The sequence below is a fragment of the Orbus sasakiae genome (assembly GCF_039542345.1).
In the GTDB taxonomy this organism is placed as follows: domain Bacteria; phylum Pseudomonadota; class Gammaproteobacteria; order Enterobacterales; family Orbaceae; genus Orbus; species Orbus sasakiae.
Genome location: NZ_BAABHY010000001.1, coordinates 290,181 through 305,183, shown reverse-complemented (window position 1 = coordinate 305,183; position 15,003 = coordinate 290,181). Strand labels below are relative to the sequence as shown.

The 15,003-nt window shown below is 36.4% G+C and carries 7 protein-coding genes; 1 reads left to right on the top strand and 6 read right to left on the bottom strand.

Translation table 11 applies throughout. The annotated features are described in order from the left end of the window. Window positions 1-55 precede the first annotated feature (55 nt). Entirely contained in the window at window positions 56-2,314 is a 2,259-nt protein-coding gene (locus tag ABEA36_RS01255) for a hypothetical protein (protein ID WP_345487903.1), read from the top strand. Between the two features lie 114 nt (window positions 2,315-2,428). Here ABEA36_RS01255 and ABEA36_RS01250 read toward each other — a convergent pair whose 3' ends face one another. The 6 genes from ABEA36_RS01250 to ABEA36_RS01225 all read right to left on the bottom strand — a co-directional run bounded on the left by ABEA36_RS01250 (window position 2,429) and on the right by ABEA36_RS01225 (window position 15,001). Continuing rightward, complete coding sequence (locus ABEA36_RS01250; RefSeq protein WP_345487901.1) at window positions 2,429-4,810, bottom strand: glucose/quinate/shikimate family membrane-bound PQQ-dependent dehydrogenase; 2,382 nt, start codon at window positions 4,808-4,810, stop codon at window positions 2,429-2,431. Between the two features lie 471 nt (window positions 4,811-5,281). Next, window positions 5,282-7,018: a phage tail fiber protein gene (locus tag ABEA36_RS01245; protein WP_345487899.1), complete on the bottom strand. Its 1,737-nt coding sequence runs from the start codon at window positions 7,016-7,018 to the stop codon at window positions 5,282-5,284. Window positions 7,019-7,626: 608 nt separating this feature from the next. Beyond that, the gene (locus tag ABEA36_RS01240; RefSeq protein ID WP_345487897.1) at window positions 7,627-8,202 is read right to left on the bottom strand and encodes a hypothetical protein; all 576 of its coding nucleotides are present in this window, start codon (window positions 8,200-8,202) and stop codon (window positions 7,627-7,629) included. Window positions 8,203-8,210: 8 nt separating this feature from the next. Further along, window positions 8,211-10,748, bottom strand: a complete 2,538-nt coding sequence (locus ABEA36_RS01235) for a prophage tail fiber N-terminal domain-containing protein (protein ID WP_345487895.1) — start codon at window positions 10,746-10,748, stop codon at window positions 8,211-8,213. A 360-nt stretch (window positions 10,749-11,108) separates the two neighbouring features. Then, window positions 11,109-12,158 carry a hypothetical protein gene (locus tag ABEA36_RS01230; RefSeq protein ID WP_345487893.1) on the bottom strand — a complete coding sequence of 350 codons (1,050 nt, stop codon included), beginning with the start codon at window positions 12,156-12,158 and terminating at the stop codon, window positions 11,109-11,111. Further along, a complete protein-coding gene (locus ABEA36_RS01225) occupies window positions 12,158-15,001 on the bottom strand; it encodes a TipJ family phage tail tip protein (RefSeq protein ID WP_345487891.1) in 2,844 nt (947 codons plus the stop codon). Before ABEA36_RS01225 ends, ABEA36_RS01230 begins: the two co-directional genes overlap by 1 nt. Window positions 15,002-15,003: the final 2 nt, after the last annotated feature.

Genomic DNA, 15,003 nt, shown 5'->3' with positions numbered 1-15,003 from the left:
AAAAAAAACATATATTGCATAATAGGATAGGTATTTTTTATAAGAAGGTAAATATATGGCAAACAAAACGACGGCTTATCCTTGGAAATTTCAACGAATTGGTGGACTTGATCAAGTTGTTTTAAGTACCGCTAATGACATTGCTCATTTAGATAAGTTAGATCCAAAACTTTGGGTTGCGTTAAGCTGTCCCGCTTCAGGGCTTGAATTTGATGATAAGACATTATCATTATTGGATGAAGATAAAGATGGCCGAATTCGTATTCCTGAAGTGATTGATGCCGTAAACTGGCTAAAAGCACGTTTAAACCATTTAGATAGCATTATTGAATGTTCAAGTGAATTGCCTTTATCAGCGATCAATACCGACTCTGACGAGGGTAAACGTTTATTAACGACTGCGAAAGCCATCCTTGCCAATATTAATAAAAATGATAGCCAAGCAATTTCTGCTGAAGATCTGAGTGCATCAACGATCATTAATACGAATAACTTATTTAATGGCGATGGCATTATTCCGGCAACCAATAAAATTGATAGTGACTTGCAAGCGTTTATAAAAGATGCTTTGAATGTGATGGGTGGCGTAAAAGATGCCAGTGGTTTAGATGGGATTAATGATAAGATTTCACAAGCCTTTAAACAGTCTTTACAAGACTGGATAAAGTGGCATGAAAGTGTAGGTTCTGCGACCACACCACTCGGTGATGATACTGCCGAAGCCTGGCAACTCGTCCAAGATTTAAAAGATAAAATTAATGATTATTTTTTACGTACTGAACTCGCCAGTTATGCCCCCCAAGCACAGGGTGCACTAAATGTAGATGAAAAATATATTGTGCCAACCGATAATGGGCTACTAGAAGATAGTGCACTTGCCGAATTGCCGCTCTCTAAAGTAGAAGCAAACCGTCCGCTCGATCTTAAAACGGGCCTCAATCCAATTTGGCGTCCAAAAGTGTTACGTTTGATTAGTCTGGTTCAACCATTTATCACAACAGATAATGAATTATCTCAAGCTGATTGGCTTAATATTCAAAAGATTTTATCACCTTATGCCATCGCGGTATCATCTAAACCGGCATTAGCGAAAGCTGATATTACAATTCCTGCCACCAGTACGATTGATAAGTTAGGTGAAAATAGAATTAACCAAATTCTAAATAGTGATATTTTTGAAAAGTTTGCAGCCTTAGCAGAAAAAGATAGTAAAACACCGGCTGCTGCTGCCGATATTGCAGATGTGGAAAGAATAGTCATTTATCACAAATATCTTTATCGTTTATTAATGAACTTTGTTTCATTCCATGATTTCTTTGATTTAGAAAAACGCAGAGCGGCTTTCCAATCGGGGCGCTTATTTATTGATGGCCGTTGCTGTACATTATGTATACCGGTCACGGATATCGCCAAACATACTGTATTAGCTAACTATTCAGAGCTTTTCTTACTGTATTGTGAATGTACACGTAAAAATCCACCAGTCAGTGGCAATCAAGAGAAGAAAACCATTGTGGCCGCAATGACTGCGGGTGATGCAGACTTTTTACTTGAAGGGCGTAATGGGGTATTTGTTGATAATGATGGTCATGATTGGGATGCTAAAGTGGTCAAAATTATTACTAAACCAATCAGTATTAGCCAAGCCATTTGGGACCCTTATAAACGCATTGGTCGTTTTATTACTGACCAAATTAATAAATGGGCAACTTCAAAAGATACCGCGTTGTTAGATTCAGCAAACAAAGCTGCACAACCCCCTGCTGCCACAGCTGATACATCAAAATTTGATATTGGTAAAAGTGTGGGTATTTTTGCAGCCATCGGCCTTGCAATAGGAGCCATTGGTACAGCACTGGCAAGTATTGCCAGTTCACTTTTTCAACTGCATTGGTGGCAATTTCCATTTGTCTTTTTAGCGATTTTCCTCATTATATCCGGACCATCGGTTATCTTAGCTTGGTTAAAATTACGCCAAAGAACACTAGGCCCTCTGCTTGAAGCATCAGGGTGGGCGATTAACGGTAAAGTCAAAATTAATTTCTTTTTAGGGGCCCAATTAACTTCCAAAGCAGAGCTACCTAAAAATGCATCAAGAAGTTTGGTTGATCCCATGCGTAAACGCTACTATAAATACTGGATTGCCTTTATTTTTGCTTTAATTATTGGATGTGCAGGTGCCGGTGGATGGTTATGGTACAGCGGGTATTTTGCTAAAGATATCGAAGAGCCAATAAAAGAGGCCGTGCAATCAACAACGCCGCAAACAACAGAGCCAGCAACTCAACCTACTAGCACACCTAGCGGTTCTTGACAATGTCATTCTTAGAAAACGAGATTAATAAAAAAGCCATCACTCGTGATGGCTTTTTATGATTTAACAAATCTGCATTAGCATTAACTTATCAGCATTGAATGGCTGATTAAGTTATTCGTTTGGTAACGCATAGGCGATAATATAGTCACCCATTTTTGTACCAAATGAACCATGCCCACCAACGACTAACACAATATATTGACGTCCATCTTTACCCATAAACGTCATTGGTGTGGCTTGTCCACCAGCAGGTAAACGTGCTGACCAAATTTCTTTACCGGTTGTCACATCATAACCACGTAAATATTGATCAAGCGTACCGCTTAAGAATGCCACGCCACTTGCTGTTGTCATTGGTCCGCCCATTGCAGGAACACCCACAGGGAATGGTAATGGGATAACAGGGGTGTTATCACGAGAGGTACCGTTAGGGTGCTTCCACGTCACTTTATAGTTGCTTAAGTTAATACCCGCTACATCACCCCATGATGGTGTTTGACAAGGGAATCCAACCATTGATAAAAATGGATGCAATTCGACTGCATAAGGCGCACCATGGTTTGGTTGTAAACCAGCCCCTTCTGATGCTTGTGCGGCATCTTTCGCAACATCACTTTGCGGAATCAATTTTGAAACAAATGCCATATAGTTTGGACTTGCAAAAATAATTTGTCTTGCAGGGTCTACTGCAACTCCCCCCCAGTTCATCACCCCAACATTACCCGGATAAATTAAACTACCTTGTAATGATGGCGGCGTGTACTGACCTTCATAACGCAGTGATTTAAATTGAATACGGCAACTTAATTGATCAAAAGGTGTTGCTCCCCACATATCTTGTTCAGTTAGCGGTGGAGGTAATAAATTTAATTGTGAACGCGGCTGTGTTTTTGCTGTCCAATCACCCTGAACAGCACCTTGAGGCGCTGCAACTTCATCAATTGGCACGATCGGTTCACCGGTTTTACGATTCAACACATACAAACTGCCTTGCTTAGTCGGTTGAATGACGGCAGGCTCAATCCCCTTACTCGTTTTAAGATCAACGAGAATTGGTTGTGCCGGCACATCCATATCCCAAAGGTCATGATGGGTTAATTGATAATTCCAAGCAACTTTACCGGTTGCAATATCAAGTGCAACAATACCTGCAGCATATTTTTCAGTAGCTGCACTACGATCCGGACCATATTGGTCTGGTGTTTGATTGCCCAGTGGTAAGTATACTAAACCTAACGATTCATCTGCACTCGTAATCGACCAAACATTAGGTGAATTACGAGTATAATGCTCACCAGCAGGTAATGGTGTGGTTGCTTCTGGGTTACCGCTATCCCAGTTCCAGACCAAATGACCATCATAAATATCAAAAGCACGTACCACACCAGAAGGTTCATTAGTGGATTCATCATCAGTAACATGACCGCCAACAATCACTAAATTTTGCGTCACAAGCGCTGGTGATGTTGAGTAGTAACCACCTGGTGTAAATGGCCCGATACCCTGTCTTAAATCCACTTGTCCATTCTCACCAAAGCTATCACATAATTCACCAGTATTAGCATTTAATGCAATTAGGCGTGCATCGGCAGTTGGTAAATAAAGACGACGTGGGCACGCGCTACTACTCACTTTTTGTGCCACACTGGAGTCTGGAGCCTGTTGTAAATAACGTTCACTATCATAATAAGACAATCCACGGCAGGTCATATGCGCCCAACCTTTAAATGTGCCAGCGCCTTCATTACTGATGGCAGGATTGTATTTCCATAACGTTTTACCCGTTTCTGGCTCAAGTGCAATTACCCATCCATGAGCCGTACAAGTATAGAGTGTATCGTTGACTTTTAAAGGCGTATTTTCATTCGTCAGTTCAACGGGATCATTGCTTGTCGGCATATCACCGGTCTGAATACGCCATACTTCTTGTAATTGATGGATATTCTCTGGTGTGATTTGATTTAATGTCGAATAATGTAAACCTGAATTGGTTCCGCCATAGGCTGTCCATTCATCACCTGCGACTTGATTGGGATTAACCTGTACAAGTTCAAGATTATCAATTTTACCGTTTATCACACCAGGTGAGGTAAACAGCGAAGCAACACCAACAACTGTTGTGATGATAATACTGGTGAGTAAACATGTTGTAGATTGACGACTTTTGGTTAACGAATTGCGAATCCATGGAATCAACAAGACTAAACCGACAACAAACCATACCCATAGCCTTGGCACTAATTGCCACCAACTTAGCCCTACTTCCCATAAAGCCCAGCAGGTTGTTAAAAATAAAATAATTGAAAACAAAATTAAAGCAGATGATTTACGTTTTAATAATAAAATTGCGGTTAACAAAATACCGATACCACTCAATAAGTAATACCAGGACCCGCCGAGGCTGACAAGCCAGCCCCCGCCGGCGATGAGCATTGCACTCATCACAATTAAACCCGCTGCGACAATTAGTAATAATAGATTGTTTTTACGCATAAAACCTCACAAATTTACGCTGTTTAAAGACTTATCAACCAGTGTACGCCGATTAAATAATTTAAAAAGAGTTAATGTGAAATAATTTCAATAAAAACAATAGGTAATAACTAATAGATTGATTGATGATATGGATGTAATGGTATCTTAAAACTCAGATGTTAAGTGATTCTTGGATATTCTACCTATTCCAAAATATTTGAAGTCAATAATTTGATCTTTTTTAGACATTATATTGATAAATACATCGTGGTATCAAATCTGACAAATCAATATACTCATTTATTCACTAATATCATTAATACGATATAAAATTTGTATTTTAATTTAAAGTATTAATGTTATATTACCTTGGCTAACATATCTCAAATACGGTATAACAGTGTAAAATATAATGATTAACGAACATGTGCAGTTTTATCAAAAATAATGGTCACAATTTGATTTATTAGACTTTATATATTAGTTTTTTCAAGAAAGTTCAACCGAAGGCATTTCTAAACGAATATCAATCCATCTACCACCAGTTATATCTTGCGGTTCACCAGCAACGATCTCACATTTTGCAAAGTCGAATTTCTTCGTGTAAGTTTTAATGGTGATCACGTTATTTTCATCCGTCGAATATTTGGCAAAAAGCTTTTTATTACCGTTAGCATCTTCTGGCAGTGTAATGTACCAACCTTCTTTCGCAAAACCTAATGAACTATGTATTTCATAATGTCCAACAGCAATCTTAGTGGCCGTAACGCCGTTAGCTTCACTATTAATTAACCCACATCCTGATTTTTCAAACCCATCTACTGGCTCCATATCATCATTAGAAAATAATCGAATGATTGGTGATGCTTTTTTATAAAATCCATTGCTATCTACTGTTGAGTTTGCGGTTGTAATAAACTCTTTCCAATTACTCCAAACCCATTTACCACTGATGATATCACCTTCACGTTCATACGTCCTACTTTGGTATTTAATTACTTGAACACAAGCAGTGCTAGTATCATACAAACGTCTTGTTATTTCTAAGGTTCCACCCCAAGATTTTGTATCGTCAGGGGTTCCAATATATTTACCACTTAAAGTATATTTTCTACTTGCGGTAGTACAAGCGTCCCAGGTTAAATTGGTATTCGCTGGCAATAATGGAGATCTGCTACCAAGCCCATAATCCCCTAGTTTCAATACATTTGTATGGGCAGTAGTGAGTAACTCTACCCAAGAAACATTTTCAGTTGATGTTAAATTATAACCGATATAAATCTTGTTATTATTATAAGGTTTAAGTAAAAATGCCCCACCATTCTCTCGATTCCTTGCGCCAAACTTATATAAATAATTGTAATCACTATTTGGGAATAAAGTTCCCAATGAATCTATGCCTAACTGATGATCACCACAAGCAATCCCCGATAATTGAGATAAACTTGTAAAAGTTGTTAAAGGTGTAGAGGTATTACCTATGTTGTAATCACCCTGTTTTAATACTGGCTTGTTGTTGATTGTTACTGAGCTGTTTTCAAAGTTCCATGTATCATTAAGAGTATTCCAGCGGAGTCTCGTCGCTTCTCCTCCAACACCAGTTATATAGTGAGACATGGTGTTATTCTGGTTTATTGTTATTCTATAAAATTTATTATAGTTTAAAGCTGTTAAAGTTCTTACAGTTAAATCACCAGTCACCGTACCTCCATCAGTAGATAAAGCCCCCACATCATTCGCAGTGGGTTTATTATTTGGTGAATAAACTCTAACACCGTTCTCTTTTAACTCCGTAACATCAAGTATGCCGTTAACTGTTTGACTTATTTCACCTGTTTTTTTAACGCTATTTTCAAGTGTTTTAACAGCTTCACTAGCAGATTGTTGTGTCAGTTTTCTTTCTTCAACAATTTGAGCAAGTATTTCGGGTGATATTTCACTTTCATTAGGATTAAGTAGGTAATCATTTAATGTACCATTTTGCGAATCAGCATAAACTTTTATACAACCCACTTTTTCAACTGAGTAGCCATTTCTTAATACAGTTACAGCATAATACCCAACTTGAGCATTAATAGAATATGCACCCGTTTCTGATGTCGTCGTAATGAATGCTTTAGATTGATTTAATACTTTGCTTGATGTCTTTAGTGCGGTTAAAACGATTTGAACATTCGGTAATGGTTGCCCTGCACCATTAATTAAAATTCCTGATATTATTGCCATTTTATAAGTCCTTAAAATAAAAAACCGCCAGTCAAGGCGGTCATTTTGGTTAATTAATCTGATTGTAATTAATATTTATATATTTTGGTTGTAAGATGTCGTGATTTATCTCTCTATCTTGTTATCGAATCATCGTCTAAAACAATTAAAAATTATTCTCAGGACCTTCCAATATAATTGAATATTTGCTTCCTATATTCTAACGATATATAACTCTGACCTGATCTATCAAACCTTGTCTAATAATACTGTTCTAACTTTTAACTATAATATTACTATCTTCAATTACTATACCAACTTACTATGAAAATATTTGTTAGTAATGTGACTAAGTTTATCAACAAGAGATAAATCATTAATATTACTCCCCATAATTAATTGTCGTTTTAATCTCATTACCAGCAGCAAATCTATTACTTTTGATGACGACTATTATCATAATAGATACACCTGAAATTCACAGCAAACAACAAGTAGTAGATTTATTGACGATGTTAATGTAGGTGTATTTTTAACGTTCTTATGTTATGGCATATATTATTAAATATAGCTAAAAAAACGCAAATCTCAAGAAACAAAAAATGAATTAAAAGTAAGATAATACTTACCTATTCAGTAATTTTAGCCCCTTTAATAAATATTTCATCTAGCTGCAGCTCCGTTAGATCATGCTCTCTTTGAATCATCAAAATAACAGAGGAATATCTATTAAATTCTGAAGCCATAATCCATGCATCAACAACTTCATCATTTTCAGCTATTGAAGTATCTAACGTTTTTATGTATTGATCTGATAATTTATATAAAGACATATTATCTTTAATAATCAAATCTTTTAAAACCGTTATGATCTGATAGCGACTTAATCTTTGTGGGATAGGCTCAGGTAACGCTATCCATGTACCTATTTCCGTTATAATTTTATTATTAATATCTTCAGGTATTTCATTGATTATGATATATCCATCAGGTAAATTAGGTATATCACTCGATTGCCACCTCGATGGATTATCAGGAATAGTCCCATCAGGTAATGTATAATATTTGTATGTTTTGGATTCAATAGTGTTTTTAACTTCATCTTCTACCATACCAACTTTTTCAATCTTAACATCATCCCACTGATATATTGCATGTTGAATTGTTTGATTAGTGCCAATTTTGCCTATAGTGATAATTTTCATGAGTACCTTTATTTATAAATAGCAACACGGATTTGAGCACTTGTTACTGTAGCCTTAGGGCAATAACTATCAGGAATCCCCCAAGCGGTACCATCAACATACATCAATTGTTTTGTACCACCTCTAATTAATACTTTATTATCAGAAGTTCTAGTAAGTTTTACGCCATGTGGGGTGCCATCCCATAACCAAATGGCAGGCATCCACCTAGTAACACCATCTTTACAGGTGTATCGTATTTGAGCCTCCATCGTGACGCTTTTCGACGGATAAAGAGTATCATCAATTATAATAGTGCCATTAACGTTCAACGTAGCAGGAGCACTTTCAGTCCCCGTTAAATACCAATATTCAATATTAGGAAGAATAGTTCCTACATTAGCGGATGTAACAACCTCAGCCCAATATATAACTAAAGATCCAGATAATGAATAACATTCACCAATCCATTTTTTAGGATTTCTAGATCCATTCTCAATAACCTCATAATGAGTGACAGAGCCATCACAACGTACTGTTACTGTTAGTCTTGCATTAGATGAACCCGTAGGGGCATTAGGTGTTGCAATATTGGGGACTTTAGAACCAAATGCCCTATATATTCCGCTATTGATAGATAATGTTTTAAAATCAGTTATTAAAGGAAGATTTCTTGTGTTTAAACCGGCATCACCTTGTTTCAAAACCGACACATTTTTTAAAGTAAGTCCAGTACCAATATCAACAACACCATCTTGTGATCGAATATTAAGTGGACGTAAATTATTCCATTGACCATTAGGGGTTGTTGCATCAGTAAATAAAATATGATATCTATCACCATCATATCTAAAAATCATCGATGGTTTATTCGCAACTTTAAATCTAAAATCGTTACCAGTTGACGCACTAATTATTTCATTATTAAATATTGCACTACCATTTTCAAAAATCCAATTATTGGAATCCTGTTTCCACCAAAGTCTTGACAACTGCTTACCATCTGAACCATTGAAATTGAACGCAAAATTAGTGGCTGAAATTATTTGATGTTTTCCGTAAGGAAAATTAATAATCCTTCGATTTCCATACATGTGAAGATCTGTATTTAAAGAAGCATCATTATCATGTAAAACCTTAACTGTTGTAGAATAATTCGCTGTCCCTGTTGGTGCCGACTCGGTGGCTACCGGATCATCTAAAAATAAGGTTGTATTAGAGTTTGTTCCCGAAACTACTGATATACCAAATGCACCTCTAAATGTTCCAAATCTGATCCAAAGCTCATATAGTCCAGCTATATTATTATAAATCCAAAAATACTTCGCTCTATTTGATGATGAAGCAGAGTCAAAAATTATCTGATGATTTAAATAGACATTGCTACCATTTAATCCAAAGTTAACAACGTCGAGTGAGTTGTTTGTATCAACACAGCTATTTGCCCCAGATACTAGTAAAGAAATTTTACTGACTTTACTTGATGTATCTGATTTTATAGCACACAATTTTTTATATTGTACATTTGCGTTATTCTGATTAATCTGAGTTAGTTGCTTCACAGACGAGCCATCAACCAATATATTTTTTCCACCAATAGTGACAGTACTGTTTAAAAAGCTCCAATTTTTAGTTGCGTAATTATAAGACAATTTAACACTTTCTGTATCTTTTGAATCATATAATCCAAATTCATAACCTGTTGATAAAAGAACTGCTCCGCTACCAGAAACTGAATCGGTTAAGTGCAATCTGGGGATAGATTTTTTGATAGTAAGATCACCACTTGATGTCGCACCCTTGTTTGACAAAACATCTTTTAATTTAGCAAGTTTGTCACTATTTTCGTAAACACCTCCAATAGCATTTAATGTTCCCTTTCTTGTATCTATAACAACAGTGCTATTAATCGCGTTAGATTCTTGAGAAGCGTATAGGGGAGCAAAGCCTACTCCTTGCCAACTTGCAATCGTTAAATTATTTGTTTTACCTAATGAGGCATTATCATTACCATTAAATACCGCATATTGAGAAGAATTATTCCCCCAAATAGCATTAGGGTTTAATTCGGAAGCTGATTTTGGTGTATTTGAAGCAATAACAGAAGAAACAACTGGCCTATCGAATGAAATTTTTCCAGTCACAGTTGAACCCGTTTTTTTGACAACATCATTTAACAACTTTTCTGCATTAGTAAAACTTTGAGATGCATTTGTTGCTGAAATTAGTGCATCAGCTCTAGCTTGCATAACCTGGGCTAGTAATTCAGGGGTAATTTCATTTTCACTTGGATTGAGTAAATAGTCATTCAACGAACCATCGGTTGAATCTAAAAAAACACGAATATATCCAACTTTTTCAACCGGATAACCTTCTCTAAAAACAGTAACCGCATAATGACCAACTTGAGCACTAACAGAATATGCACCAGTTTCTGATGTTGTCGTAATTAACGCTTTAGATTGGTTTAAAACTTTGCTTGAAGTCTTTAGTGCGGTTAAAACGATTTGAGCATTAGGTAATGGCTGACCAGCACCATCAATTAAAATACCTGAAATTGTTGCCATTTTATCAGTCCTTAAAATAAAAAACCGCCAATAAAGGCGGTTTAAATTATTTAAATGTTTAATACTTTTTTCCAATAATATTCACGTTCTTGATCTGAACATTTAATATCAATAAACTTGTGCGTATTTGGGTATGGGTAATTATTAAGCTTGTTGCGTGTAGATCCTTTTTGTTTGACTTCTATATTGTAATGTACATTATCTTTGCTCAATATGGACTCAATGTCATAATCTTTAATTTTCCCACCCAGTACTGAGCTTTTAAAGTAAGCTTTACACCCACTCACTGGCTGCTTATCATATTCGTAAGATAAAAAACTAACAAACAGAGTTTATAGTATTATTTTTCATTGCTCACCTCTAGTCAAAATTAAAATAATTTTCCGCGTCTATAATCATCACTTGTTGCTCTGAGACAAATGATGAGATAGGTATATCAGATTCTAGAAATGCTGATTTAAATGTATTTTGCGTTATAGTAGAAACTTTTCGCCCATTGGATCTTAGTGCAATATCACAAAAATAACCGCCACCGCTTTTATCATTAAAATATTTAGAACCTACTGTTACTTTCGGGAACATAGGTCTTTTGATACCAGGCACCTCTACCATTTGCCCTACGTTGTGCGGTGAAAACTCCATAAATTTGGGGTTTATTAGAATCTCATTGCATGAATCATAAACTATTTTTTTGTTGTTATATATTCTCATCCCGTATTTTGATGTTTTTATTTTATCATTACCAAAAACTACAATTTTTGCTTTAACGCTTCTGTTGCTAATAAAACCATCAAGATCATAGGGAAGTAAAATTATATCACCTCTCTCTGTGATCCTATTACTACGTCCGATTGATATTGTCTCGTCATCACAATAAAAAAAAACAAATGAGTTTTGATAGCTAAGATTACTATTTATTTCAGCAACACTCCAACCTCTATTTGTTATTTCAATATCACCTTTCCATATAACATTTGAAAATAAACTATCTCCATTGATTGAAAAAAAATTGTTTACACCTTTCATTGATATCCCATACCCAGAAGCAGTGTTATTTTCCGGCCATGTTAATACTATGAGTTGCTGCTTGGTGATAACAGGACGCCCGTCATAGCCCCAACCCGCATAAGATGCGTGCTTACCATTTTTAAAACAAAGATGCTGATTTTCATCCAAGTAAGCTATAGATTCAATTGATCCTACAATCATATTTGAATCGTTGTCTATTTCATCATAAAATCCACACCCGTCAGATAAATAAGCGTAGTAGTTATATCCTTTTGGTATATAGATCTTTGTTTTTTCCGAAATATCACCATACCGTGCCGCAGTCATGAACATTGACGTGGTATTGTTATCTAGATGATACCCCCGACTATCCTTTGTGAAAATTTTTATACCGTAAGACATCAAACCTCCAGATTGCCAATTTGAACAACTAAATAACCTTTCTCATCAAAAATTTTTATTGTTCCATCTTTCAATATTGTGCCTGCTGATCCATCTTGGTAACTTATGGTTACAGAACCATTTCTATCAACAACAAATCTATCATTAATGTTAATCTCCCCGCCTTTAATCACAGGCGCTTTAATTTCTGTGTAAGCAACCAATCTATCACCACTTATTGTGCCTTCTGCGATTAAATCACCATTAAGAAATAAGGCTGGCGTTACCCATTTTGCACCGTCATACATTTTTGCTTCGGATTTTGTGATATTGTTACTTTCATCAGTTGCATAAACGATTAATACAGTATCGCGTGACGGGTACATTCCAAGTACGCTATGAAAAAGTTCGGTTGCGTTATCACTATTAGTGGGGAAAATACCATCATCCGTTTTGATTCTAAATATTCCCCCAGCTGTACCAACACTATCAGATTCAGTCACGGCTGATCCAGTACATAATCCGGAGCGTCCAGCAGCATTGACTGCAATCACACCATAGTAATAAGTAGTCGAAGCTTGCACATCGGCATCAATTAGACTATTTGATGTTCTGCCAAGATAGTTTGTCATTGCTTTTACTTCGGCAAGTGTTGTTCCTTTATAATATTCAAAGGTCGTACCTAACCCAACATTAGATGGCATCAAAGGTTTGATGGTGACACTATTGCTTGTAACCGAGAAAGCGAGCTGGGTTGGTGTTGATGGGGCAGCAATAGTAAATGTGACAGTTGACTCATTACCTAGTCGGCCATCTTCCGTTGATATGCCTCTTATTGAAGCAGTATAATGGCCCTCATCAATATTATTGATAGTAATAACCCTATCAGGTACGGTCTGACGTGATACCAACTTACCATTACGTAAAATTGTGACCTGAAATTCTAGATTGCTCATTGTTCGAGGGGTTGACCACGTTAAAACGGCTTGGTATAAATCACTATCTGGCGTAACCGATACAGCTAAACTTTCTATAGCTGGGATCGACCAATTTAAAGATTCATTAAGATCTGGTGTAAATGATGCGCCATGATCAACAATGCTTTCTTTCACGGGATTATGTTCAAGTGCCGTTACGGATAAACTGCCATCATCATTTTCAGTAATAGAAATTGCCTTAAATAGGCGTGATGAAACAGCATTGTTTGTCAAAATCCATGTTGACCATTCGTCCGCATTAATATCGTCGTCTAAAACAATCGTATTGGCTGATTTTTGTGATGACACTTTGACCTTAAGGATTTCTGCATGTATATTTTGGTAGCTGATATAAGAGTTATCATTAATTTCAACATCACGATCAAGCTCAATGATTTTACCATCAATTGCTTTTATCCGTCCTCCAGACTGAACTCCGGCATAATCGTTATCAAGAATTTCAATAATATCGCCAGGCAAATGTCTTAAGCCATCTCTCCCAACTGAAAAGCTAACCGTTTGCCTTTCATGCTTTTCTGTTTTAATCAACCACTTACCGACCCGATGAGCCTGACCTCTTGATGTACATCCAAAACCTTCAACGTTTAAAATATTTAAACCAAACCGCTGAATAGACTCATCATCAGCTACATATTCTGTTACAGCTTCCCATCCAAAATTAGGATCAACATATTTTACTCGCGCAGCCGTATGTCTATCTTTCATTGCTGCGGATGAATAACTAAATTTTCCCTCTACAATGTTTGCATTAGTATAAACAGCAACCGTATCAGATGGTCTATCAATGACGGCAGTTAATTGTACGCCATCCCATACAGGTAAAGATCGAAATATCGAGCAAAATTTTGAGATGAGATCATAGGCTTGTGACTGTTGTGTTATATGACAATTACAGGTAAACCGTGGTTCTAATCCACCAAAACCGTCATCAACCATTTCATCACAATATTTAGCAATCGAATATAATGTAAATTTATCAATAGGGAAATGACCAAAACGCGAAGCCATACCATATCGTGTGCTTGTCATGAGATCATAAAAAATCCAAGCAGGATTATCCGTCCATGCGGTCTTAAATTCACCAAGCCAAAGCCCACTATATAAGCGAGTTATCGGATCATAATTATCAGGAATTTTACACATAATTCCTTTAACTAAATAAGTTCGGCTTGGTACGCCATTAAATTGAGATGAATCAAACCTAAGTCCTACCAATGCGGTATTTGGATAAGCAAGTTTAGCATCATATATTTCTGTGTATGAGGCCCAAACCGTATTATTTACTAATAGATCTGAGGTACTATCTACCGTTAATCGCATAACGCGAATATTAAAAGGTGTTGCGGGTAAATCATCTAAAATAACGGATGTAAGATACTGTGAACGCGTTTTTTTATCGGTTAATTCAATTGTTTTTTTTGTTGTCCAATTATTTCCTGCCCCGATTTGTACAGCCATTTTTACGGAGGTTCTGACAACATCCCCGCTGTTGGTTTGTGCATACAGTGCAGATACACCAGCTGTAATACGAATTCTATCGACATTAGGATCTGTAATAGTCCTAACAATTGGTGTATTATTTTTAACTTCTAAACTAACGGGTACTTCATTTTGTGTTTCAGAAAATCCATTTAATGGTTCTTGTGCTTGGGTACCCGCAACCCATTCGACCTCAACACCGTTAAAATTATATGATCCATCATCCGCTTCAATTGGGGTTTTATTCAGAAAAACCCCTTTTAATCCGCCAACAGGCCCTTCAATTTGTCCTTCGCCAAGAATATCAATAATAGATAGTCGTTGCTTTGACTCTAGATTATCAGCTGCAATACTTGGTGTTTTTGCACTCCCTGAACTCTTACCCATGA

Excerpts from the sequence above, each read along its gene's own strand:
- ABEA36_RS01240 (WP_345487897.1), bottom strand. The coding sequence starts at position 8,202 with ATGAAAATTATCACTATAGGCAAAATTGGCACTAATCAAACAATTCAA.
- ABEA36_RS01250 (WP_345487901.1), bottom strand. The coding sequence starts at position 4,810 with ATGCGTAAAAACAATCTATTATTACTAATTGTCGCAGCGGGTTTAATT.
- ABEA36_RS01255 (WP_345487903.1), top strand. The coding sequence starts at position 56 with ATGGCAAACAAAACGACGGCTTATCCTTGGAAATTTCAACGAATTGGT.
- ABEA36_RS01225 (WP_345487891.1), bottom strand. The coding sequence starts at position 15,001 with ATGGGTAAGAGTTCAGGGAGTGCAAAAACACCAAGTATTGCAGCTGAT.
- ABEA36_RS01245 (WP_345487899.1), bottom strand. The coding sequence starts at position 7,018 with ATGGCAATAATATCAGGAATTTTAATTAATGGTGCAGGGCAACCATTA.
- ABEA36_RS01235 (WP_345487895.1), bottom strand. The coding sequence starts at position 10,748 with ATGGCAACAATTTCAGGTATTTTAATTGATGGTGCTGGTCAGCCATTA.
- ABEA36_RS01230 (WP_345487893.1), bottom strand. The coding sequence starts at position 12,158 with ATGTCTTACGGTATAAAAATTTTCACAAAGGATAGTCGGGGGTATCAT.